21 protein-coding genes are annotated in these 21,904 nt (G+C 74.8%); 11 read left to right on the top strand and 10 right to left on the bottom strand.

Translation table 11 applies throughout. The features are described from left to right. The first annotated feature begins 10 nt into the window (after nt 1–10). The 3 genes from map to F0L17_RS06505 all read left to right on the top strand — a co-directional run bounded on the left by map (nt 11) and on the right by F0L17_RS06505 (nt 3,913). Entirely contained in the window at nt 11–868 is an 858-nt protein-coding gene (gene map / locus F0L17_RS06495) for a type I methionyl aminopeptidase (RefSeq protein WP_155070317.1), read from the top strand. A gap of 239 nt (nt 869–1,107) precedes the next feature. Next, nucleotides 1,108–2,799: a cellulase family glycosylhydrolase gene (locus tag F0L17_RS06500; RefSeq protein WP_155070318.1), complete on the top strand. Its 1,692-nt coding sequence runs from the start codon at nt 1,108–1,110 to the stop codon at nt 2,797–2,799. A gap of 121 nt (nt 2,800–2,920) precedes the next feature. Further along, a complete protein-coding gene (locus F0L17_RS06505) occupies nt 2,921–3,913 on the top strand; it encodes an SCO2278 family lipoprotein (protein WP_338017978.1) in 993 nt (330 codons plus the stop codon). A 52-nt stretch (nt 3,914–3,965) separates the two neighbouring features. Here the strand turns inward: F0L17_RS06505 and F0L17_RS06510 are convergent, their stop codons facing one another. After that, nucleotides 3,966–4,703: a bifunctional DNA primase/polymerase gene (locus F0L17_RS06510; RefSeq protein WP_155070319.1), complete on the bottom strand. Its 738-nt coding sequence runs from the start codon at nt 4,701–4,703 to the stop codon at nt 3,966–3,968. A 359-nt stretch (nt 4,704–5,062) separates the two neighbouring features. On the opposite strand from F0L17_RS06510, the gene ddaH reads away from it, so the two are divergent. Then, nucleotides 5,063–5,872, top strand: a complete 810-nt coding sequence (ddaH, locus tag F0L17_RS06515) for a dimethylargininase (RefSeq protein ID WP_338017979.1) — start codon at nt 5,063–5,065, stop codon at nt 5,870–5,872. Nucleotides 5,873–5,938: 66 nt separating this feature from the next. On the opposite strand, the gene F0L17_RS06520 is transcribed toward ddaH, so the two are convergent. The 4 genes from F0L17_RS06520 to F0L17_RS06535 all read right to left on the bottom strand — a co-directional run bounded on the left by F0L17_RS06520 (nt 5,939) and on the right by F0L17_RS06535 (nt 10,705). Next, nucleotides 5,939–6,997, bottom strand: a complete 1,059-nt coding sequence (locus F0L17_RS06520) for a small ribosomal subunit Rsm22 family protein (protein ID WP_162465890.1) — start codon at nt 6,995–6,997, stop codon at nt 5,939–5,941. A gap of 77 nt (nt 6,998–7,074) precedes the next feature. After that, a complete protein-coding gene (locus F0L17_RS06525; protein ID WP_155070320.1) occupies nt 7,075–7,314 on the bottom strand; it encodes a hypothetical protein in 240 nt (79 codons plus the stop codon). Nucleotides 7,315–7,426: 112 nt separating this feature from the next. Next, nucleotides 7,427–8,749 carry a type III PLP-dependent enzyme domain-containing protein gene (locus F0L17_RS06530; RefSeq protein ID WP_155070321.1) on the bottom strand — a complete coding sequence of 441 codons (1,323 nt, stop codon included), beginning with the start codon at nt 8,747–8,749 and terminating at the stop codon, nt 7,427–7,429. 249 nt (nt 8,750–8,998) lie between these two features. Next, complete coding sequence (locus tag F0L17_RS06535) at nt 8,999–10,705, bottom strand: PucR family transcriptional regulator (RefSeq protein WP_155070322.1); 1,707 nt, start codon at nt 10,703–10,705, stop codon at nt 8,999–9,001. A gap of 341 nt (nt 10,706–11,046) precedes the next feature. Between F0L17_RS06535 and F0L17_RS06540 the strand changes: the two genes are divergently transcribed. After that, complete coding sequence (locus F0L17_RS06540) at nt 11,047–11,445, top strand: ATP-binding protein (RefSeq protein WP_155070323.1); 399 nt, start codon at nt 11,047–11,049, stop codon at nt 11,443–11,445. A 210-nt stretch (nt 11,446–11,655) separates the two neighbouring features. On the opposite strand, the gene F0L17_RS06545 is transcribed toward F0L17_RS06540, so the two are convergent. Together F0L17_RS06545 and F0L17_RS06550 are read right to left on the bottom strand one after the other, a co-directional pair. Further along, a complete protein-coding gene (locus tag F0L17_RS06545; RefSeq protein ID WP_155070324.1) occupies nt 11,656–12,132 on the bottom strand; it encodes a GNAT family N-acetyltransferase in 477 nt (158 codons plus the stop codon). A gap of 106 nt (nt 12,133–12,238) precedes the next feature. Next, nucleotides 12,239–12,808: an HPP family protein gene (locus F0L17_RS06550; RefSeq protein ID WP_420802389.1), complete on the bottom strand. Its 570-nt coding sequence runs from the start codon at nt 12,806–12,808 to the stop codon at nt 12,239–12,241. Nucleotides 12,809–12,915: 107 nt separating this feature from the next. Here F0L17_RS06550 and F0L17_RS06555 point away from each other — a divergent pair, with 107 nt between their 5' ends. Beyond that, nucleotides 12,916–13,518: a CGNR zinc finger domain-containing protein gene (locus tag F0L17_RS06555; RefSeq protein ID WP_155070326.1), complete on the top strand. Its 603-nt coding sequence runs from the start codon at nt 12,916–12,918 to the stop codon at nt 13,516–13,518. Between the two features lie 176 nt (nt 13,519–13,694). Here F0L17_RS06555 and F0L17_RS06560 read toward each other — a convergent pair whose 3' ends face one another. Beyond that, the gene (locus F0L17_RS06560; protein WP_155070327.1) at nt 13,695–14,300 is read right to left on the bottom strand and encodes a CGNR zinc finger domain-containing protein; all 606 of its coding nucleotides are present in this window, start codon (nt 14,298–14,300) and stop codon (nt 13,695–13,697) included. 145 nt (nt 14,301–14,445) lie between these two features. Between F0L17_RS06560 and F0L17_RS06565 the strand changes: the two genes are divergently transcribed. The 4 genes from F0L17_RS06565 to F0L17_RS06580 all read left to right on the top strand — a co-directional run bounded on the left by F0L17_RS06565 (nt 14,446) and on the right by F0L17_RS06580 (nt 17,557). Next, the gene (locus F0L17_RS06565; protein ID WP_155070328.1) at nt 14,446–14,910 is read left to right on the top strand and encodes a VOC family protein; all 465 of its coding nucleotides are present in this window, start codon (nt 14,446–14,448) and stop codon (nt 14,908–14,910) included. A 126-nt stretch (nt 14,911–15,036) separates the two neighbouring features. Continuing rightward, nucleotides 15,037–15,990 (top strand): pyridoxamine 5'-phosphate oxidase family protein, encoded by a 954-nt coding sequence (locus F0L17_RS06570; protein ID WP_162465891.1) that lies wholly within the window; start codon nt 15,037–15,039, stop codon nt 15,988–15,990. An 80-nt stretch (nt 15,991–16,070) separates the two neighbouring features. Then, nucleotides 16,071–16,280: a ferredoxin gene (locus F0L17_RS28260; RefSeq protein ID WP_162465892.1), complete on the top strand. Its 210-nt coding sequence runs from the start codon at nt 16,071–16,073 to the stop codon at nt 16,278–16,280. Then, nucleotides 16,277–17,557, top strand: coding sequence for an FAD-dependent oxidoreductase (locus F0L17_RS06580; RefSeq protein ID WP_162465893.1), 1,281 nt, complete (start codon nt 16,277–16,279; stop codon nt 17,555–17,557). The genes F0L17_RS28260 and F0L17_RS06580 overlap by 4 nt, the downstream gene beginning before the upstream one ends. A 138-nt stretch (nt 17,558–17,695) precedes the next feature. Here the strand turns inward: F0L17_RS06580 and F0L17_RS06585 are convergent, their stop codons facing one another. Together F0L17_RS06585 and F0L17_RS06590 are read right to left on the bottom strand one after the other, a co-directional pair. Continuing rightward, complete coding sequence (locus F0L17_RS06585; RefSeq protein WP_155070329.1) at nt 17,696–19,093, bottom strand: multidrug effflux MFS transporter; 1,398 nt, start codon at nt 19,091–19,093, stop codon at nt 17,696–17,698. 112 nt (nt 19,094–19,205) lie between these two features. Continuing rightward, nucleotides 19,206–20,837 (bottom strand): alkaline phosphatase D family protein, encoded by a 1,632-nt coding sequence (locus tag F0L17_RS06590; protein ID WP_238419271.1) that lies wholly within the window; start codon nt 20,835–20,837, stop codon nt 19,206–19,208. A 159-nt stretch (nt 20,838–20,996) separates the two neighbouring features. On the opposite strand from F0L17_RS06590, the gene F0L17_RS06595 reads away from it, so the two are divergent. Further along, nucleotides 20,997–21,899 carry a PhzF family phenazine biosynthesis protein gene (locus tag F0L17_RS06595; protein ID WP_155070330.1) on the top strand — a complete coding sequence of 301 codons (903 nt, stop codon included), beginning with the start codon at nt 20,997–20,999 and terminating at the stop codon, nt 21,897–21,899. The last annotated feature ends 5 nt before the right edge of the window (nt 21,900–21,904 follow it).

Below are 21,904 nucleotides of genomic sequence, written 5' to 3' on the forward strand. Positions count from 1 at the left end.
ACTCGCGCACATGTCTGGCCAGTCACTTCTCGTCCCCGGCACCCTCTCGCCGCGCCGCGCCGTCCCCGCCTCGATCCCGCGTCCGGAGTACGTCGACAAGGAGGCGCCGGCCCCGTACACCGGCCCCGAGGCGCAGGACCCCGAGACGATCGAGAAGATGCGGATCGCGGGACGGATCGCCGCCCGCGCCATGGAGGCGGCCGCCGAGCACATCGCCCCGGGCGTGACCACCGACAAACTGGACGAGGTGGCGCACGAGTACCTGTGCGACCACGGCGCCTACCCCTCGACGCTGGGGTACCGGAAGTTCCCCAAGTCGCTGTGCACCTCGGTCAACGAGGTCATCTGTCACGGCATCCCGGACTCCACCGTGCTGCGCGACGGCGACATCGTGAACCTGGACGTGACCGCCTACGTCCACGGCGTGCACGGCGACAACAACGCCACCTACCTGTGCGGGGAGGTGGACGAGGAGTCGCGGCTGCTGGTCGAGCGGACGCGCGAGTCGCTGAACCGCGCGATCAAGGCGGTGAAGCCGGGACGGCAGATCAACGTCATCGGTCGGGTCATCGAGTCCTACGCCAGGCGCTTCGGGTACGGAGTGGTGCGCGACTTCACCGGACACGGGATCAACACCTCGTTCCACTCGGGGCTGATCATCCCGCACTACGACGACCCGCGCGCCACCACGGTGATGAAGCCGGGCATGACGTTCACCATCGAGCCGATGCTGACGCTGGGCACCCACGAGTGGGAGATGTGGCAGGACGGCTGGACGGTGGTGACCAAGGACCGCAAGCGGACGGCACAGTTCGAGCACACACTGGTGGTCACGGAGTCCGGGGCGGAGATCCTGACCCTGCCCTGACCGCGCGGACGGGCCGTCGGCGGGACACCGGCGCCGCCGCCGGCCCCGCCCCGTCCCCCGTCGGCCGGGGCGGGGCTCCGGCGGCGCCGGGTGATGGCCGAACACCGACTCTTGTCGCCCCTCTTGACGTGACATGGACAACAGGGGTTCATTGGGAGCGCTCCCAGGTACGTGCCGCGCCACCCGTCGCAGCACACCTCGACATCGTTGTCAGACCCATCGCCCCACTGGAGGGACAGATGAGACCACGCACCACCCGCACCACAACTGCCACAGGCCTGGTCCTCGGCCTGGCGCTGTCCCTGTTCGGTCTCGGCCAGCCCGGCCACGCGGCCACCGACACCACCGACACCACCGACACCACCGACGCCGCCACCGGCCTCCACGTCGAGGACGGGCGCCTGCTGGAGGCCAACGGCAACGACTTCGTGATGCGGGGCGTCAACCACCCCCACGCCTGGTACACCGGCGAGCTGGACTCCCTGGAGCACATCAAGGCCAAGGGCGCCAACACCGTCCGCGTCGTCCTCAGCAGCGGCGACCGCTGGACCCGCAACGACGTCGCCGACGTGGCGAACGTCGTCTCCGAGTGCAAGCGGAACCGACTGATCTGTGTCCTGGAGGTGCACGACACCACCGGCTACGGCGAGCAGAGCGGCGCCGTCTCCCTGGACCGGGCCGCCGACTACTGGATCAGTGTCCGCAGCGCCCTGGAAGGCCAGGAGGACCACATCGTCGTCAACATCGGCAACGAGCCGCACGGCAACAGCGGCTACGAGCGGTGGACGGCCGACACCGGCGCCGCGATCCGGAAGCTGCGCGACGCCGGCTTCGACCACGCCTTGATGGTCGACGCGCCCAACTGGGGCCAGGACTGGTCGGGCACCATGCGCGCCAACGCCTCCACCGTCTTCGCCGCCGACCCCGACCGCAACACGATCTTCTCCATCCACATGTACGGGGTGTACGACACCGCCGCCGAGGTCCAGGACTACCTGAACCACTTCGTGACCGCCGGACTGCCCATCGCCGTCGGCGAGTTCGGCCACGACCACAGCGACGGCAACCCCGACGAGGACGCCATCCTGGCCACCGCCGAGCGGCTCGGCCTGGGGTACCTGGGCTGGTCCTGGAGCGGCAACGGCGGCGGCGTCGAGTACCTGGACATGGTCGAGGGCTTCGACCCGAACGCGCTCACGAGTTGGGGCGAGCGGCTCTTCGACGGCGCCAACGGCATCGCCGCGACCGCCGAGGAGGCCACCGTCTACGGCGGCGGCTCCGGCGGGGACGACACCACCCCGCCGTCCCGCCCCGGCACTCCCACCGCCTCCGGCGTGACCTCCACCGGCGTCACCCTGTCCTGGGGCGCCTCGACGGACGACGACCGGGTCGCCGGATACGACGTGGTGCGCGTCGACGGCACCTCCGAGACCGTCGTCCGCTCCACCACCGGCACCTCCGCCACCCTCACCGGTCTGACGGCGAACACCTCCTACACCTTCGCCGTGTACGCGAAGGACGCCGCCGGCAACCGCTCGCAGCGCTCGGCCGGCGTCACCGTCACCACCCGCGCGGGCGACCAGGAGCCCGTCGGCGCCTGCACGGTGGCCTACCGGATCGTCGGCCAGTGGCAGGGCGGCTTCCAGGGCGAGGTCACCGTCCGCAACACCGGCACCTCGGCGATCGACGGCTGGACGCTGGAGTGGGAGTTCGCCGACGGGCAGACCGTCACCAACATGTGGGGCGGCACGCCGACCCAGAGCGGCTCGGCGGTCACCGTCCGGCCCGCCTCGTACACCGCGACCATCCCCGCGGGCGGCTCGGTGAGCATCGGCTTCACCGGCACCTGGAACGGCGAGAACGGCGAGAACGGCGAGAACACGGCCCCGGACGCGTTCACGCTCAACGGCGGTCCCTGCTCGACCTCCTGACCCGACGGGTGGGGCCCGGCGCCGGACGGTGCCGGGGCCCCACCCGGAGCCCGGACGGCCCGGGGCACCGGTAGGGTTCCGCCGGTAGAGCCTCGTGAGGGTCCGGGAGGGGTCGGAGAGAGTGCGGACGAAGGCGCGTGGGCTGGGACTGCGGACCGCGGCGGTGCTGGCGGTGGCGCTGGCGAGCCTGGCGGGACTGACCGGCTGTGTGACGGTGCACGGCGAGGAGGCCCTGGTCCCGGCGACGACCGAGGCCGAGGCGGCGAAGGTCCTGGAGCACTTCACCGAGACCAACAACGAGGCCAACCGCGCCCTCGACGCCGAGCTGAACGCCACCATCGAGACGGGCCCCCTGGGCACCGTCGACCAGGCCGGGCTGAGGGCCCGTCGCGCCGTCCACCCACAGGGCAACCCGGACCACAGGCCGCTGGAGCTGGACGACGCCCGTTTCCTGATCCCCCGGCAGGCCGGCTGGCCGAAGTTCTTCGTCGCCGACACCGCCTCCGACCGGAGTCCGGGCAAGCGGTGGCTGCTGGTCTTCACCCGTGGCGGCATCGAGGAGGACTGGAAGGCGTCGTACCTGTCGGTGCTGGCTCCCGCCGCGATGCCGGAGTTCGAGCGGGACGGCGAGGGCCACGTCGAGGCCGTCCCCGTCGACGAGACCGCCGGCCTGGCGCTGGCTCCCCGGGACCTGAGCGGCGCCTACGCCGACTACCTGCGCGAGGGCGGCGACACCTTCGCCGACGGCGCGCTGACCAGTGCCCTGCGGGAGCGGCGGAAGGAGACGGCGGTCGGTTCCGGATCCCGCACCGAGTGGGCCGACCTGCCGGCCGAGGACGCGCGCTACGCCCCGGTGGGGCTGCGCACGCGCGACGGCGGGGCGCTGGTCTTCTTCACCACCCACCACCAGATGAGGCAGACCGTCGCCGAGGGGTACCGCCCGCAGGTCAAGGACCCCTACGTCAAGGCGCTGCTGGAGGGCACGCCCCGACAGTCGGTGACGTACCTCCGGCTCGCCCTCCAGGTCGCCGCCGTCCCCGCCGCGGACGCCGCGGACCCGACGGTGCGACTGCTCTACCGCCTTCAGCGGCTGACCGGCGCCAAGGGCGAGTGAGGCCGCGCCGGCCGGGCGGTTCGCGCGGGCCCGGCCGGCGCGAACCGTACGGTCAGCGGACCGGCCAGGGCGCCGAGTGTTCGGGCTGTTCCTCCGCGTGCGTGGCGCACGCGTCGGTCAGGGCCTCCAGCAGGGTCAACGGGTCGGGCAGCGGCCGCTCGGGCGCGCGCAGCCACCCGACCGCGGGGTCGCGCTCGTCACCGGGCAGCCGCGCGGGCGGCACCAGGACGTAGCTGCCCCGGCAGTGCCAGCGCAGGCCGGGGTGGTCGTCGAGCGTCTCGGGGTGGCAGTCCAGCTCGCAGGGCCACCACTCGTCCTCGTCGTCCGGGGTTCCCCGGGTGGCGGTGAAGAACAGCATCCGACCCGACCACGGATCGTTTCCGCACACCGCCACCGGCCCGACCTCCACGCCCTCGGCCTCCAGCCGCTCCAGCGCGGCCCGGCCGGCCACCACGGGCACGTCCAGCACGTCGTGGGTGCGTCCGGTGGCGGTGACGAAGTTGGCCAGGGGCTGGTTCGCCGCCCAGCGGGCGATCTGCTCGGGATCGGTGGTGGCCTGGGTCTGCCAGGCGAAGGAGACCGGATGTCGGCCCGGGGTCGGGCAGCCGATCCGCTCGCAGGAACAGCCGTAGCCCTCGGGGTGCGCGGCCGGTGCCAGGGGGAAGCCGGCGGCCGCCGCGGTCAGCAGCAGATCCTCCCGGACGCGGGCCGCCTCCTGCACGGCGCTCGCGTGCGTACCGCTCCGAGAGCGTCGGCGCAGCCATCGGGAGATTCTGCTTTCGCGTTCCATGAACCGCCTCACTCGCGACCGGGACCGTGGGTTTTCGAGGGTACGGAACCGAAGGCCCTCAGCCGGGCCGAATCCACGGATCTCGGATGACCTTCTCCATCCTGCGCCCTCCGCGGCGCCGATGCGTAATCGGAAGCCCGTCGCGATGGTCACAGCGACGGGTGCGGTGACGGACACGGCGGCGGGCACGGCGGCGGGCACGGCCCCCTCCCGGTCGGCACGGGTGCGCCGCCGGTGTGACGCACGCCTCCCGGGGAGGGAAAACCCGCCGTGCCGGGGACGCGGCGGCCCCGGCGGGTGGACCATGTGCTCACACCGTGCGACACCTCCGCCACGCAGCGATCCTGTGAGGAGCCCCCGTGTACTCAGCCCGCCGCTACCTGATGTGCCCACCGGCGCACTTCGAGGTCAGCTACTCCATCAACCCGTGGATGGACCCCACCAAGCCCGTGGACCTCCCGCTCGCCGTCGCGCAGTGGGAAGCCCTGCGCGACCTGTACCGCTCGCTCGGCCACACCGTCGAGGAACTCGCCCCCGACCCGGGGCTGCCCGACATGGTGTACGCCGCCAACGGCGCGCTCGTGGTCGACGGCCGGGTGCTGGGCGCCCGCTTCGCCCACCCCGAACGGGCCGGGGAGGCGGCGGCGCACCTGGCGTGGTACCGCGCCCACGGGTTCACCGAGGTCCACGAGCCGGAGCACGTCAACGAGGGCGAGGGGGACTTCGCCGTCACCGCCTCCTGGCTGCTGGCCGGCCGCGGCTTCCGCAGCAGCCCGCTCTCCCACCCCGAGGCGCAGGAGTTCTTCGGCCGCCCGGTGATCGGCCTGGACCTGGTCGACCCGCGCTTCTACCACCTGGACACGGCTCTGTGCGTCCTGGACGACTCCCGCGACGACGCCGTCATGTACCACCCGGGGGCGTTCTCGCCGGGCAGCCGCACGGTGCTGGCCCGGCTCTTTCCCGACGCGGTCGTCGTGGGGGAGGCGGACGCCCGCGCCTTCGGTCTCAACGCCGTCAGCGACGGGCGGCACGTGCTGCTGCCGCAGGCTGCGGTGGGGCTGTTCGAGCCGCTGCGGGAGCGCGGTTACGAACCGATCGGCGTGGACCTGGGCGAGCTGCTCAAGGGCGGCGGCAGTGTGAAGTGCTGCACGGCGGAGCTGCGGACCTGAGCCGGACGCGCGCCGGGCACGGCTCCTCGGGCACGGCCCGGGGCACGGCTCCGGCCCGTGGGCTCCTCACTCCCGCGCCTCCTCGCCCCCCGGCTCCTCGTCCCAGGTGTCGCCCCAGGCCGCGTCCCGGGCGGCGCGGTAGGCCGGGCGGTGCCGTCGGGTGACGGTCGCGCGCCGCAGGCCGCCGCGTTCCCCGTCCGGGCCGGTGCACAGGTCGAGGAGGACCTGCCCCTTGCGGAGCTGCGGCCTGCGCACGATCCGCGCCCCGGCGGGAGCGCCGGGCAGGGTGCCGTCCGGGTCGGGGCGGACGGCCGCCACGTAGGAGAACTTCTCGTCCTCGTACGCCAGGGAGCCTCCCTTCACCTGTCGGTGGAGGGAGGAGCGGCTGACGCGGACGGCGAAGTGGCACCAGTCCGCGCCCGGCTCCAGGGGGCAGGCCCCGCTGTGCGGGCAGGGGGCGAGGACGCGCAGTCCGGCGTCGATCAGCCGACCGCGCGCCTCGATGACCCGCCCGTAGCCCGCGGGGGTGCCCGGCTCGACGATCACCACGGCCCGTCCGGCCGCCTCGGCGGCGGCGTCCACCAGGCGGTGTCGGACGTTCTCGGGCAGCTCTCCCAGCACGTAGGAGACGGTGACGAGGTCGGCGGCGGGCAGCCCGCCGTCGGTGCCGATCGGGGCACGTCGCCACTCGGCGGCGCGCACGGCGGCCGATTCGGAGGTCTCCGCCAGCTCGCGGCCGAGGGCGAGGGCGGGCTCGGCCCGGTCCAGGACGGTGGTCGCCCTGGTGTGCCCGCCGCCGTCGCCCCAGGTCGCGGCGGCGGCCCACACGGCCGCGCCGGTGCCGCCGCCCACGTCCAGGTGGGTGGCCGGATCCAGGTCGGGGGCCCGATCGGCGAGGGCGCCCAGCGCGGCGGCGGCGGCCTCGAAGGTGGCGGGCATCCGGTAGGCGGCGTACGCCACCACGTCCGCCCGGTCGCGCAGCACGGGCACACCGGCGGGGTCGCTCCCCCGGTAGCCGGCGATCAGCCGCTCGACGGCTCCGGCGGCCCGGCGCGGCGGCAGCCCGTCGAGCAGTCCGGCGAGCGCGTCGCGCAGCTCTTCGTCGATGTGGAGGGGGGCAAGCACCCGGCAAGTGTAGGCGGGCCCGTCCGGGTGGGGCGGGCGCCGGGCCGGCGGAGCGCCCACGACGGCCCGGCGCCCCCTCAGCGGGTCCGCGCCCACACCGCCAACAGGCTCACCGCGGTGGCTCCCGCGCCGTAGCAGGCGCCCCGCAGGAACTGGTCGGCCGCCACGTTCCGGCGCCGCGCCGCCCACCGCGCGCCCGCCCGCGCCGTTCGACGGCAGCGGTTCCCGGCGGCGGCCAGGCGACGCCCTCGGCTCCGCGGCCGCGCGGCCTCCGTCTCCCGCGTCGAACACCCCTCGGGGGTGCGCCTCACCCTCATGACCGTCGACTCCTCCCGTGCGTCCGTGTGTTCCGTGCGTTCCGTTCGTTCCGCGTGTTCCGTGCGTTCGGGGCGACCCGTGCGTCGTGGAAGGGGGCGCCCCGGTCGGTGCTCAACCGACGGCCACCGGCAGGCTCCGCTCCGCCCGCACGGGGCGGACGGGCTCGAAGCCGACCCGGCCGTCGGCGAGGACGCGGAAGCCGTGGACGGCGGGTTCGGGCAGGCTGTTGTAGTGGAAGGGCGTGGAGAAGTAGTACGCGCCGGTGTCCGGAACGACGACGAGATCGCCGGGCTCCAGCGGCGGCAGCGCCCGGTCGCGCGCCAGCAGGTCGCCCGCGAAGCAGGCCGGGCCGGCGATGTCCTGCCGCACGGGCGCTCCGTCCTTCGCCCCGCCGTCGGGGCCGTGGGCCTCGATCCGCACCGGCCAGGAGTCGGGGGCGAAGACGGTCCGCGTGGCGACCTGCACCCCGGCGTGGGTGATCGCCACCGGGCGGCCGCCCGCGTTCTTGGTGTACTCCACGTACGCGGCGGTGAAGCCGTTCTTGGCCGCCACCGAGCGGCCGAACTCGGTGACGACGGCGTACCTCCCGTCGAAGAGCGTCGGCGCGTGCGCGCGCAGCCGGGAGACGTACTCGTCGAAGCCGGGCCGGACCTCCTCGCCGGCGAAGTTGACCGGCAGCCCTCCCCCGATGTCGATCCCGACCACCTGCCGCCGCCCGATGTGGCGGTTGACCTCCTCGGCGAACTCCACGGCCCGGGCGACGCCCTGGGCGATCAGGTCCAGCGGGCACCCCTGGGAGCCGACGTGCGCGTGCACCCAGGTGAGCCAGGGGCGTTCCCGGTAGATACGCAGCAGCCGTTGCCGGTTGCCGTCGTCCTCCAGGGGCACGCCGAACTTCGAATGACGGGTGGCGGTGCTCATCGCGCCGATCGTGCCGCCGCCGACCTGCGGGTTGACGCGCAGCCCGATCGGCGATCGGGACATCCGGTCCGCCCGGAGGGCGTCGACTCTGGACAGCTCCTGGAAGTTGTCGATGTTGACCGCGATCCCCAGGTCCAGGGCCCGTCGCAGCTCAGCGCGGGTCTTGGCCGGCGAGTCGAACACGATCCGCTCCGGCGGGCAGCCCGCCTCCAGCGCCCGGTCGAGTTCGCCGGCGGTGGCGACCTCGCAGCCCATGCCGTTGCGGACCAGCTCCGCCAGCACCGGCACCAGGCAGTTGGCCTTGACCGCGAAGGCGTGGAGGACGTCGAGCGAGTCGGGGAACGCGCGGCGCAGGGCGCCGGCCGTCGTGGCGAGACCGTCGAGGTCGACGAACCCGGCCAGCGGATCCCGCTCGGGGTGGAGCAGCCCCTCGCGCACGGCCGCCCGCAGGACGTGCTCCCGCCGCCGGGCGGGCTCGGTGAGGCCGGCGAGTTCTGTGGGGTCGGTGGTCATGGCGCCCTCCGGTGTCGGTCGGCTGGAGTGCCCGGCGTGGTCGCCGGACCTGTCACCAGAGTGCTCGCGGACGGGCCGGGGAGTCTTCGTGACGTCCTCCCGGATGTCGGGGCGACCGCGGTGCGACGGCGGCGGTTCCCGGGCGGACGCCGCCGCCGTCGTGCGCGGCGACGAGAGACGGCCCCGTCCTCTCTCGTCCCCGGACGAGGACCCGCGCGGGACGGGGCGCCGCCCCGCGCGGGCGTGGGCTCAGGCGCCGCGGTCGAGCAGCCGCAGTTGGATCTGGGCCAACAGACGGGAGTCGGGGTCCGCCAGGTCGATCCCCGACACCTGGACGAGCCGACGGAGGCGGTAGCGCAGGCTGTTGGGGTGCACGCCCAGGGCCCGGGAGGCGGCGGGCACGTCGCCGAAGTGGTCGAGGTACGCCCGCAGGGTCTCCACCGTGGAGATTCCGCCGTGCTCGGCGTCGAACGCCGCCAGTCGGGCCACGGGCGTCTGCGGGGGCAGCGACAGTCCTTCGAGCGCGTCGGCGATCCGGCCCATGCCGACCGCCTCGGCCACCTCCCCCACCCGGGCGTGGGTGGGGGCTCCGCGGGTCTCCAGCAGGGCCCGCAGCGCCTCCTCGGCCGATCGGCGGGACTCGGGCAGCCGGGCGGGGCCGTCCACCACCTCTCCCAGGCCGATCCTCACCTCCGCGCCCAACGCGGCCGACGCCTGCCGCACCAGCGAGGCCCCCAGCCGCGCCACCTGGGCTTCGGCCCGTTCCCCGGCCGCCTCCAGGGCGCCCACGACCACCAGGACCGCGCCGCCCAGCAGGACGGCCACGGCCCGGTGCCCCCGGGCGGCACAGTGCAGCGTCAACATGCCGGACAGCCGCGCGGAGGTCTCGTCCTCCCGACCCGGTCCGGCGTCCTCCCGGCCCGGCACGACGCGCACCGCCAGCACCGCGTAGGACCCGCGCGCCGGCAGTACGGCCCGCTCGGCCGCCGCCTCGGGGGAGCCGCGTCCCTCCAGCAGGGCCCGCACCGCCTCCTCGACGAGGTGTTCGTGCCCTCCGCGGGTGCGGTGACGGATCAGGTGGGGGGCCGCCGTCCGGGCCGCCGCCCGCAGGATGTCCGTCGCGTTCGGCGCGAGGGGGCGCCCGGCGGCCGCCACCCAGATCGAGCCCAGGGGTTCACCGCCCGCCCTGACCACCGCCACCAGACGCTCCGGGGCGTCTCCCCGCGCCGGTCGGTGCAGGACGTCCCCCGAACTCCACAGCGCCCGGAAGAAGCCGTCCTCCCGCATCGCGGCGACGCGCCACTCCGGGACGCGGCGGCCGAGGATCGTCAGCCGTCGCACCTCGTCCACCTCCTGCTGTTCGGAGGAGTAGGCGAGCACCCGCGACCGGGTGTCCTCGATGGTCACCGCGCCGTCGACCAGCGCCGCCACCGCTTCGGCGAGCCCGTCCAGATCGCCCGGCGCCACGGCCGCCATCGCCGGGTCGGGCGGGACGCCCACCGAGGCCAGTCCCGCCCGCAGCACGCTCACCAGTTGTGCCCAGGGGCTCCACGCCGTGCGGAGGAGCACCACGGTGCCGGTCTCCTCGGCGGCCTCCCGCAGCGCCGTGGACGGCCGCCCCGAGCGCCCCGGCCCGAACACCACGGCCGCCGCTCCGGCCTCTCCGGCCCGGCGCACGATGTCGACGGCGACGGCCGACTCCGGGTCGACGCCGACCACCAGCAGCAGCTCCCCCGGGCCGGTCGCGGGCTCCGTCTCGTCCAGCACGGTCACCCCGGTGACCGGCGCCCCCAGCCCCCGGGGGGCCACGCACGGCTCCACCGCCCCGGCCCCCACCACGGACAGCAGACCCTCCAGGGTGACCCGGGGCGCGCTCCCCGCGGGGCCCTCGGGCGGCCCGCCCGTGGCGCCCGTGCCGTCCGTGCCGTCCGTGTCCCCCGTACCGTTCGCCCCCATCGACTCCCCCTCCCCGCCGTCGAGCCGGCACAGCGGAACTCACGGCGGGCACTCAGCGTAGGACAGGCTCCGGCTCCGGGTCCCGCCTTTCGCGGAGCTCCGGCCGGACGGATTCGGAATTCCCCGGAGCGCCGGCTCCACCGTGTTCGCGATATCGCGCGGCGATTCCCCGAAAGGAGCGTGAGGGGAAGCGTGGGGAATCGCCGTGAGCGGTCCGGAAAGCACCGAACGTGTCCGTGGGGAACACCACGTTTTCCCGCGCCCGTCGGGTTCGTCCCGGCGATCGGGCGGGAAGGCGGGGACGAGAGCCGGGGAAACAGCTCGCGACACAGGGAGGACCGATGCGCAAGAAGGGCCGGTCCCGGGAACGGCTGCCGAACCGCCCCCCGCAGACCGGGGAACGGGCACGGGAGGTCGCCCGCGGATTCGTGCGCGCCATAAAGCCGAACGCGCAGGTCGCGGATGTGGACGCCGTGCTGCTGGGCGTCTCGGAGCTGGTCTCCAACGCGGTTCGCCACGCCGGCGGGGTGACGGATTTCCACCTGGAGGCCACGCACGGCGGAGTCGAGGTGTCGGTCTCCGATGCCAGTGTCCGGCGTCCCCGGACGGTCCAGATAAACCCCTCGGTGCCCGGCGGATTCGGTTGGTTGCTGGTGCGCGAGCTGGCCTCCGAGGTCACGGTCGTGCTACGCCCCGGAGAGGGCAAGACGATCCGGGCGGCGTTTCCCCTCCGGGCGTGACGGCGCGGGTCGGGGGAACACGCGGCGGCCCCGTCACCGGTCGAAATTCTCCGACCCGTTCACCGTTCCACTTCTCGGAAATGCCCGTGGAATATGCCGGCACGGTTGCGGGCGCGGTTCGGGCGTTCCCCGTCCGCCCGCTCTCCGGCGACGGACGACTTTCGGGGCGGGGTCGGGACGAGGTCGGGACGGGTCCGGGGCGGGCCCGCCTCAGGCCCCGGCCGGCTCCCGTTCGCCGATGACCTCGCCGTCGTCGGTCTCTCCCGCACGCCGGAAGCCGAGCCTCAGGTAGAACTCCTCGGGCCCGCCCTCGCCCGGCTTCCAGGTCACCGTCACCCGCGTTCCCCCGCGCCTGCGGATCTCCTCGCAGACCGCTTCCACCGCGAAGCGGCCGTATCCGCGCCCCTGCTCGTCGGCGGCGATCGCCAGCCGCCACAGGCCGGAGCGGGGCGAGCCGTCCGGACCGTCGACGTCGAAGGGGACGTCGAAGAAGGCCATCACGAAGCCCACGATCCGGTCGCCGTCGCAGATCAGTCGCGGCCAGGCGATCTCGGGATGCACGTACGCCTCGGCGAGCGACTGCGCGACCGGATCCACGAACCGCTCCTGTCCGGGCCGGACCGCCAGACGGCACGCGTCGAGGACATTGTCGGGGGTCACCTTCTCCAGGCGGAGCGCCGTTGTCATGCCCGCACCCTACAGACACCCCGAACGTCAAACGCTCCGCCTCCTGCCCCGGAACGGCGGCGGAGCGTCGGTCGGCCGGGACGGGGTGACCGTGGGTGGGCCGCTCTCACCACCAGTAGGTCGGGTAGTTCGGGGCGGCGCGCAGCCGGCCGGTCGCGGTGCCGACGACGACCAGGAGCGTGGCGGCGGCGGCCAGCAGGACGAGGAAGAGCAGCGGGTCGGGCGACTGGGCCACCACGATGACGGCGGTGGCCGCCGCGGGCGAGTGGGGTGTGCGGGCCAGCATCATCACGCCGAGCGCGAGTCCGCCCGCCACGCCGGCGCCCCAGGTGGAGCTGCCGGCCACCGCCAGGACGGCGAATCCGGTCAGGGCGGACAGCACCTGTCCGCCGATGACGCTGCGCGGTTGGGCCAGGGGCAGGGCGGGGGCGCCGAAGACGAGGGCGGAACTGGCCGCGAGCGGGGGGATCAGCCAGACCTGGTCCAGCCACGCGCCGATGGCGACCAGCAGCACCAGTCCGACGACCGAGCCGGCAGTGGCCACGGCGATGGTGAGCGCGGCCGGTCGCGGCGGCGCCTTGCCGGCCGGCCGCCCGGGGGTGGCCGCCGGAGCCGGTTGGGCGGGGACGGCGGGCGCGGGGGCCGGTGCGGTGCCGAGGGATTCTTCTGTTGTCACGGGGACCTCCGGGTCGCGGGCCATGTAATGGATGAACTCGCATCTAATCCATTAGCTCGGGAGTATGGCATTATCGACGGCGAGGCAACACCCCGCGCCCAGAGGAGATGTCGGCGACGACGGAGAGCGAACGGACGCCCCGGCCTCCGCTGGTCGGGGAGCCACTGGCGTTGGACCTGGTGAACACCGTGTTCATCCACGGAGGGCTGCGCGGCAGCCCGGTGGACGCGCTGACCACCCCGACCGAACTGGGCCGCTGGCTCGACGAGCACGCGGAGGCGTTCCCCGACGGGCTCGCCGCGCGGGGCCCGGCGACGCCCTCGCACCTGGCGGAGTTCCGGCGCCTGCGCGAGGCGCTGCGGGAGCTGAGCCGCTCCTGCGTCGCCGGGGAGCCCCACGGCGAGGAGGCGGCCGCCGTGGTGAACCGCGCCGCGCGACTCTCCCAGCGCTGGCCCGAGTTGGCCCCCGGGGAGACGGCCGGTCCGGTGGTGCGCTGGGCGGAGGAGGACCCGTACCTGGCCCTGCTGGGCGTGGTGGCGGTCTCCGGCGTCGACCTGCTCACGGGCCCGCGCCGGCGGGATCTGCGCGCCTGCGCCGCGCCGGGCTGCGTCCTGTACTTCGTCCGGAGCCATCGGCGCCGGGAGTGGTGCACACCGGCCTGCGGCAACCGGGTGCGGGTCGCCCGCCACCACGGACGTCACCGCGGCTGAGTTCGGCGGAGGCCCCGCGCCGCTCCCGCCGGACCCGCACGCGGTCCGCCCGAAGCGGTTCGGGCCGGAAGGCCGCCGGGCCACGACGCCGCCCGGCGTCGGCCGCCCGGCGTCGGCCGCCCGGCATCGGCCGCCCGGCGTCGCCCTCGGCCCGGAACGCCCCGCGCGGGCGACTCCTACGCCCGGTCCTCGAAGCCCTCGCGACGGCGGGTGCGCGCGTAGTGGCGCGACGCCTTGGCCCGGTTCCCGCAGCCCGACATGGAGCACCAGCGGCGGGTGCCGTTCCGGGAGACGTCGTAGAAGTGCAGGACGCAGTCGTCGTTGGCGCAGGCCCGGATGCGGTCCGGGGCGGTGCGCACCAGGCGCAGGTAGTCGTCGGCGGCCAGCCAGGCCGCCAGCCAGGCGGGGTCGTCGGTCTCGACGTCCTCGGCGGGACCCGTGGGGTCCAGGCGGCGCAGCACGCGGCCGTGCGCCAGGACGGCGTTGAGTTCCCTCCGGGCGCGGGCGTCGTCGGGGTCGGCGACGACGGCGGCCAGCGCGTCACGGGCGGCGCGGACGGCCTCCAGGACCGCCGGAGTGGCGCCGCCGCTCCGTTCCAGCAGGTCGTGGCCGGTCAGCCAGACAGCGAGCCCGTCGAGATCCGCCAGGAGGTCGTGCCGGATCCCGCCGTCGATCCAGCGGGTGTTGAGCAGGTCCAGGCCGAGCGGCTCGTCCTTCAGGGGCCGGGGATCGGCGCCGACCCCCGCGGCCGGGGGGACCGTCTCCTCCGCGCCGGCACCCATGCGCACTCCCTTCCGTCGACACCTGCCACCAGCCTAACCGGCTATCGCCCCATAGGGAGTTGACCCGTCTCGCTTCTAACCCCTAAATTCATCGACAACGGTTAGTTCGGGGTGGTCCCGAACGCCGCGTTGGAGGTATCCCGCCATGTCCGCAGCCACCGTCCCCACCGCCCTCCGGACCGGACACATCGGCCTGAACGTCACCGACCTGGACCGTTCGCTGGACTTCTACCGGAAGGTCTTCGGGTTCGAGGTCCAGGCAGAGGGCCGCGAGCCCGGCCGCGCCTACGCCTTCCTCGGCCGCGAGGGCCACCTGATGGTGACCCTGTGGCAGCAGGGCGAGGGCGGGTACGCCCCCGGTCTCCCCGGCCTGCACCACCTGTCCTTCCAGGTGGAGAGCATCGAGGAGGTCCGCTCGGCCGAGGCCGTCCTGCGGGACCTGGGAGCCGGGTTCGCGTACGACGGTGTCGTGCCGCACGGCGAGGGCGCCTCCTCCGGAGGCATCTTCTTCACCGACCCCGACGGCATCCGCCTGGAGATCTACGCCCCGACCGGCGCCGACTCCGCCCCGGCCCCCGTCTCCGAGGCTCCCACCTGCGGCTTCTTCTGAGCCGCCCCACACGGCCGGGTGGCCGCCGCCCTTCCACTCCCCGACCGGCGGCCGCCCCCGGCCCGCTCCACCCCTCCCCCACGCCCGGTGCCCCGGCACCCCACCGCCTTCCGAGGAGCGACCACCGTGACCGGCCCCTACCACCACGGCGAGCGCGAGGCCCAGCGGCGCGCCGGCCTCCGGGAGGAGGCCGAGGTCTCCGGGCGCGCGATCCGCGACACCGTGCCTCCCGTGGCCGCCTCCTTCCTCGCCGAGCAGCGCACGCTGGTCGTCGGAGCCGCCGACGACCGCGGCGACGTCTGGGCCACCGTGCTCACCGGCCCCGCGGGGTTCCTCCGCGTCCCGAACGAGCGCGACCTGCTCGTCGCGGCCCGCCCGGCCCCGGACGACCCCCTGGCCCCCGTCCTGCGGGGACCGGCCCACCTGGGGATGCTCGCCATCGAGGCCGCCACCCGGCGCCGCATGCGGATGAACGGCACGGCCCACCCCCGCAAGGACGGCCTCCTCGTCCGCCTCGACCAGGTGGTCGCCAACTGCCCCAAGTACATCCAGAAGCGCACCCCGCCGGCGGCGGACGCGGAGCCGCCGCCGGCGCCGCCCTTCGAGGTCCGCCGGACCGACCGGCTCGACCCCGAGCAACAGCGCTTCCTCTCCGGGGCCGACACCTTCTTCGTCGCCACCGCCGACGGGCACGGCCGCGCCGACGCCTCCCACCGGGGCGGCAACCCCGGCTTCCTCCGGGTCCTGTCGCCCACCAGGCTGCGCTGGCCCGACTACCCGGGCAACGCGATGTTCCTGACGTTGGGGAACCTGCTGCTCAACCCGCGGGCGGGCCTGGTCGTCCCGGACTACGCGACCGGCGCCACCCTCCACCTGACCGGCACCGCGGAGGTCCTCTGGGACGCCGGAACCGTCGAGGGGGCCGGTCCGGCCGGGACCGGCCGCCTGGTCGAGTTCTCCGTCACCGGCGTCGTCCGGCTCCCCGGCACCCTTCCCGCCGGTTGGACGCCTCCCGTGGCCTCCCGCTTCAACCCTCCCGTTCCCCCCGTTCCGCGGGACGGGGGCCGGGGCGCCGCCTGACGGGCCGTCGTCCGGGCGCCGTGTCACCGCCACCGCCACCACCGTTCCCGTCCCCGGGACCGCATCCACCTGGAGCACCCGTGCGCATCCACGTCGACCTCAACCGCTGCGAGAGCCACGGCCAGTGCGTCTTCGCCGCCCCCGACCACTTCTCGTTCGACGAGGACGACAACCTCCTCCACCGGGAGGACGTCCCCGAGGACGAGACCGTCCGCGCCGCCGTGCGGGAGGCCGCCGCCGCCTGCCCCGTCCGGGCGATCTCCCTCCGCACCGACGGGGCCGTCGCGTGAGTGCGCGTCACGTCATCGTGGTGGGGGCCTCGCTGGCCGGCACCAGAACGGCCCGAGCCCTGCGGGAGCAGGGCTTCACCGGCCGGCTGACCCTGGTGGGCGACGAGCCGCATCCCCCCTACGACCGACCGCCGCTGTCGAAGCGGATCCTCGACGGAGACCGGTGGACCGACGCCGACGGCACCGTCGGCGACACCGCCGAGGATCTCGCCGAGGACCTCGCCGAGATCGCGCTGCCGACCGTCGACGACCTCGATGTGGAGCTGCGCGCCGGCGTCGCCGCCGTCGCGCTGCGGCCGGCCGACCGCACGCTCCTCCTCACCGACGGCGACCGGCTGCGCTGGGACGGTCTGGTCGTCGCCACCGGGGCGGCCGCCCGCCCCTGGCCGACCCCCGCGCCCGCCGGCGTGCACACCCTGCGGACCCTGGACGACGCCCGCGCGCTGCGCCGGGCGCTCGCCGCCCCCGACGCCCGGCTGCTCGTCGTCGGCGCCGGTTTCCTCGGCTCGGAGGTCGCCGCCGCGGCGGTGCGGAGGGGCGTTCCGGTGACCCTCGTGGAGGCCGGGACCCTCCCCCTGGTCCGTGCCGTCGGCACCGCCGTCGGGGAGTTCGTCGCCCGGCTGCACCGCGAGGCCGGCATCGACCTGCGCACCGGCACCCGGGTCCGGTCCCTGACCGGTACCGACCGCGTCACCGGCGCCCACCTCGACGACGGCACCCACGTCCCGGCCACCGTCGTCCTGGCGGCCCTCGGCGCCGTCCCCCGCACGGCCTGGCTGCGCGGCAGCGGCCTGCTCCTGGACGGCGCCGTGGTCTGCGACGAGTTCGGCCGCGCCCTCGCCGAGGACGGCACGGTGGTGCCGGGCGTCGTCGCCGTCGGCGACGCGTCGCGCCGGCCCCACCCCCTGGCCCCGGGCACGCTCCACCTGGGGCACTGGAGCGCGGCGGTGGAGCACTCCGCCCTCGCCGCCCGGGTCCTGCTGCGCCGGGAGGCGGACGGCGCGCCGCCCGAGCCCCCCGCCACGGTGCCCTCCTTCTGGTCCGACCTGCACGGCGTCCGCATCCGCTCGCTGGGCCTGCCGCACCTGGCCGACGAGGCGCGGACGGTCGAGTACGACCCGCCCGGCCGTCGTCTGGTGGTCTCCTACCACCGCGCCGGCGAACCGGTGGGCGTCCTCGCCGTCAACCGCGCCGGGCGGCTCGCCGCCCACCGCCCCCTCCTGGTCGAGGCCGTCCGGGCCGCGCGGCGTCGCGCCGCGGTTCCACCGGTGGCCTGAACCGCGTTCCCGCCCTTCGCACGGTGCCCCGTCGACGGGCGGGAACGCCGAGCGGCCCCGCGCGCCCCGGGTTCCGGGGACCGGCGCGGAGCCGCTCGGGTGTGGTGGCGCGTCAGCGCCGGGCGGTGTGACGACCGCTCACGTCGTCGACGAGGCCGAGGACCCCGACGAGGCCGAGGCCGCCGGGGACTCCATCCGGGCGCGCGGACGTCCCGGACGGCACAGCAGGACGAAGCTCGTCCCCGCCACCAGGACGGCGCCCAACTGCACCACCGCCATCGGCACGGCCGTGCCCTCGCCCGCGATGCCCACCAGCGGGGAGGCGATCGCGCCCACGAGGAACTGGGAGGCACCCAGCAGCGCGGAGGCCGAGCCGGCCGCGCGCGAGGCGCGCATCAGCCCCTCGGAGTTGGCGTTGGGCAGCACCAGCGCCATGGCCGACATCAGCACGAACAGCGCGGCCGAGACGGGGAACAGGCCGACGGAGCCGAGGACGCCGGAGGTCATCAGCAGCAGCGCGACGGCCGCCAGCAGGATCACCGCCAGGCCGACGGCGATGACCCGGTCCAGGGAGACCCGGCCCACCAGCAGCTTGCCGTTGACCTGCCCGGTGGCCACCAGTCCGATGGAGTTGACCATGAACAGCAGGCTGAACGTCTGCGGCGAGGCCCCGTAGATCTCCTGGACGACGAACGACGAGGCGGACACGTACGCGAACAGCGCGCCGAAGGCGAAGCTGCCCACCAGCAGGTAGCCGGTGAACACCCGGTCGGCCAGGAGCCCGCGCACGGTGCGCAGCGCCTCGCCGACCCCACCGGCGTGCCGGTCCCGCGGGGCCAGGGTCTCGGGCAGGCAGCGGGCGGTGACCACGGTGGTGATCAGGCCGAAGCCCGCCAGGACGAGGAAGACGCCGCGCCAGTCGGTGAACCGCAGCACCTGGCCGCCCAACACCGGTGCCAGGATCGGGGCGAGGCCGGATATCAGCATCAAGGTGGAGAAGAAGCGGGCCATGGCCAGCCCGTCGAACATGTCGCGGACGACCGCGCGGGCGATCACGATGGCCGCCGCCCCGGCCAGGCCCTGGGCGAGGCGGAACGCGGTCAGGGAGTGGACGCCGGGGGCGAGGGCGCAGGCGACGCTGGCCAGGACGTAGCCCGCCATGCCGATCAACAGCGGGCGGCGCCGGCCGAACCGGTCGCTCATCGGGCCGACGACGATCTGCCCGACGGCCAGGCCGAGCAGACAGGCCGTCAGGGTGAGCTGCACCTCGGCGGCCGGGCTGCCGTAGGCGGTTCCGATGTCCGGCAGCGCCGGGAGGTACATGTCCATCGACAGCGCGGGAAGGGCGGTGAGGCTGCCGAGGATGAGGACGGTCAGCAGCCCGGCGCGACCGCGGTCGGTGGGTCTGGCCGACTCGGGCGCTCGTGGCGCCCCGTCGGGCTCGGGGGTGCCGCCGGCCTCGGGGACCGGGGGCGTGGGCAGTTGCTGTGGTATCTGGCGTTCGGCTGCGGCCGGGGACGGGCCGGGGTCGGACATGCACCTCTCCAGGAGTTCGTGGAAGCCGTCCAATCATCCCAGGTTTTCCGCCCCCGGCACATCACCATTACTGCAACATCGCTCACATCAGGACAGGACCGAACATTCCGCCTCAGGCCGGCAGCAGGCCCGGCTCGCCCGCCGGCGACACGTACGACGCCGCCGTGGTGATCGGCGCGCCCGGGACCGTCACCGCCGGAACGGTCCGGTAGTCGGCCCGCAGCCGCTCCCGGTCCAGACCGAGCATGACGTACCCGCGCCGGCCGTTGTAGAACTTCAGGTGGGGGTTGGCGGTCATCAGCGTCTGCCAGTTGCCGGGCCGTTCGGCGCCGTCCCGACCGCTGGTGACGGAGGTGGTGACGATCTCCACGCCCGCGGTGCGGGAGTCGGGGTCGTCGAAGTCCCGCTTGATGTCGAACCCGTAGTGGACGTGGACGTCACCGGTGAGGACGACGAGGTTCTCCACGCCGGCCGCGTCCGCGCCCGCCAGCACCCGTTCCCGCGAACCGGGGTAGCCGTCCCAGGCGTCCATCGACAGCGGCCAGGGGCCGGCGACCCGGTTGCGGCGCCGGGAGAAGACCACCTGCTGCGGCACCACGTTCCACACCGCCCGCGACCGACGCCACCCGTCGATCAGCCAGCGCTCCTGGCCGGCGCCGAGCATGGTGCGCGAGGGGTCCTCGGACTCGGGCGTGGGCACCTTCCAGCCGTCACCGTTCGCCTGGTTGTCGCGGTACTGACGGGTGTCGAGCACGTCGAACTGCGCCAGGCGCCCGTAGTGCAGCCGCCGGTAGAGCCTCAGGTCGGGTCCCTGGGGGCGCTGGGGGCGGCGCAGCGGCATGTTCTCGTAGTACGCGCGGTAGGCGGCGGCCCGGCGCAGCAGGAACTCCTCCGGCGGGACACCGTTCTCCGGTATGCCGTTGGCGTAGTTGTTCTCCGTCTCGTGGTCGTCCCAGGTGACGATCCACGGGTGCGCGGCGTGGGCGGCGGCCAGGTCCGCGTCGGACTTGTACAGGGAGTACCGCAGCCGGTAGTCCTCCAGCGTCACCGTCTCCCGGGCGAAGACCTCCGGCAGGGTGCGGTCGGTGTAGCCGCGGTGGCCGCCGACGGCGGAGACGGCGTACTCGTACAGGTAGTCGCCGAGGTGGAGGACGGCGTCGACGTCCTCCTCACGGGCGAGGTGACCGAGCGCGGTGTAGTAGCCGTCGTGGTACGCCTGGCACGACAGCAGGCCGAAGCGGAGCGCGGCGGGCGTGGTGCCGGGCGCGGGCGCGGTGCGGGTGCGTCCGGCGGGGCTGGTCCAGCGGCCGACGCGGAACCGGTAGTGGTAGTCGCGGCCCGGGAGCAGGCCGTCGGCCTCGACGTGCACGGCGTGGTGGAGCTCCGGGTGCGCGACGACCCGTCCGCGTCGGACCGTGCGGCGGAAACGCTCGTCGTGGGCGATCTCCCACTGGACGACGACCGGCCGGGCGGGCATCCCGCTGTCCGTCTCGTACGGCTCGGGGGCCAGCCGGGTCCACAGCACCACGGAGTCGGGGCGGGGGTCGCCGGACGCCACGCCCAGGGTGAAGGGGTCCGCGCCGATCCGGGCGGGGTCCAGGGCGGGCGCGGCGTGGGCGGTGGAGGGCAGGTTGGTGCCCAGGGCCAGGGCCGCGGCGGCACCGGAGACGGTCAGGAAGCGGCGGCGGTTCAGGTGGCGGGCGACGGCTCTCATTTCGGCGGTGGCGCTCGTCGGGTGCGTCATGTACGCGATTGCAGCCGCCGGGGACGGCGACACGGCGTCGCAATGTTGTCGCGTACACGACGCTTCTATGGCGCACGGGTGACATCGGGCGCCACCCCGCGTCTCGTGCGCCCCGGCGCGTGTCGGAACATCCACGGCACGGAACGGAGTTGACCGGGCATGACCACGAACACCGGAAGTGTCACCCCCGAAGTGCTGCGCTACACGGCCTTCTCCTCCGACCCGGGAGGCGGCAACCCGGCCGGAGTCGTGCTCGACGCGGGCGGCCTGGACGAGACGGGGATGCTCGCGGTCGCCGCCGAGGTCGGCTACTCCGAGACGGCCTTCGTCACGCCCCCGCCCCCTGGGCTCGACGCCCCGCCCGGACGCGGTTTCGGCATCCGCTACTTCAGCCCACTGGCCGAGGTGCCGTTCTGCGGACACGCCACGGTGGCCACGGCCGTCGCGCTGGCCGAGCGGACCGGGCCGGGCGAGTTGGTCTTCGCCACCCCGGCCGGCACCGTGCCCGTCACCGTCGCCGAGGCGGCCGACGGCACCCCGCGCGCCACCCTCACCAGCGTCGAGCCGCAGGTGGTGGACGTCGACGGGGCGGACGTGGCCGAGGCCCTGGCCGCGCTCGACTGGAAGCCCGCCGAGTTGGACCCGGCCCTGCCGCCGCGCATCGCCTACGCCGGGGCCCGGCACCTCGTCCTCGCCGCCGCCACGCGCGAGCGGCTGGCCGCGCTGGAGTACGACGTCGAGCGGCTGAAGGCGTTCATGCTCCGCCTGGATCTGACCACCCTCCAATTGGTGTGGCGCGAGCCGACGGCGGACGGCCGCCCCGGCACCGTCTTCCACGTCCGCGACCCGTTCCCGGTGGGAGGAGTCGTGGAGGATCCCGCCACGGGGGCGGCAGCGGCGGCGCTCGGCGGGTATCTTCGCGCCCTGGGCCTGGTCGCCGCGCCGGCGCGACTCACCCTCCACCAGGGGCACGACATGGGGCGCCCCGGCCTGCTGGAGGTCGAACTGCGCGCGGACGACCCGCGCGTGCGGGTGTCGGGGAGCGCGGCCCGCATCGGGTGAACCGC

Origin of the sequence: Streptomyces taklimakanensis, assembly GCF_009709575.1 — a bacterium.
Classification (GTDB): Bacteria; Actinomycetota; Actinomycetes; order Streptomycetales; family Streptomycetaceae; genus Streptomyces; species Streptomyces taklimakanensis.

Coding starts and splice junctions, on each gene's coding strand:
- F0L17_RS06510 (WP_155070319.1), bottom strand. CDS start 4,703: ATGGAACGCGAAAGCAGAATCTCCCGATGGCTGCGCCGACGCTCTCGG.
- map (WP_155070317.1), top strand. CDS start 11: ATGTCTGGCCAGTCACTTCTCGTCCCCGGCACCCTCTCGCCGCGCCGC.
- F0L17_RS06585 (WP_155070329.1), bottom strand. CDS start 19,093: ATGTCCGACCCCGGCCCGTCCCCGGCCGCAGCCGAACGCCAGATACCA.
- F0L17_RS06540 (WP_155070323.1), top strand. CDS start 11,047: ATGCGCAAGAAGGGCCGGTCCCGGGAACGGCTGCCGAACCGCCCCCCG.
- F0L17_RS06560 (WP_155070327.1), bottom strand. CDS start 14,300: ATGGGTGCCGGCGCGGAGGAGACGGTCCCCCCGGCCGCGGGGGTCGGC.
- F0L17_RS06500 (WP_155070318.1), top strand. CDS start 1,108: ATGAGACCACGCACCACCCGCACCACAACTGCCACAGGCCTGGTCCTC.
- F0L17_RS06545 (WP_155070324.1), bottom strand. CDS start 12,132: ATGACAACGGCGCTCCGCCTGGAGAAGGTGACCCCCGACAATGTCCTC.
- F0L17_RS06525 (WP_155070320.1), bottom strand. CDS start 7,314: ATGAGGGTGAGGCGCACCCCCGAGGGGTGTTCGACGCGGGAGACGGAG.
- F0L17_RS06535 (WP_155070322.1), bottom strand. CDS start 10,705: ATGGGGGCGAACGGTACGGGGGACACGGACGGCACGGACGGCACGGGC.
- F0L17_RS06590 (WP_238419271.1), bottom strand. CDS start 20,837: ATGACGCACCCGACGAGCGCCACCGCCGAAATGAGAGCCGTCGCCCGC.
- F0L17_RS06565 (WP_155070328.1), top strand. CDS start 14,446: ATGTCCGCAGCCACCGTCCCCACCGCCCTCCGGACCGGACACATCGGC.
- F0L17_RS06530 (WP_155070321.1), bottom strand. CDS start 8,749: ATGACCACCGACCCCACAGAACTCGCCGGCCTCACCGAGCCCGCCCGG.
- F0L17_RS06595 (WP_155070330.1), top strand. CDS start 20,997: ATGACCACGAACACCGGAAGTGTCACCCCCGAAGTGCTGCGCTACACG.
- F0L17_RS06555 (WP_155070326.1), top strand. CDS start 12,916: ATGTCGGCGACGACGGAGAGCGAACGGACGCCCCGGCCTCCGCTGGTC.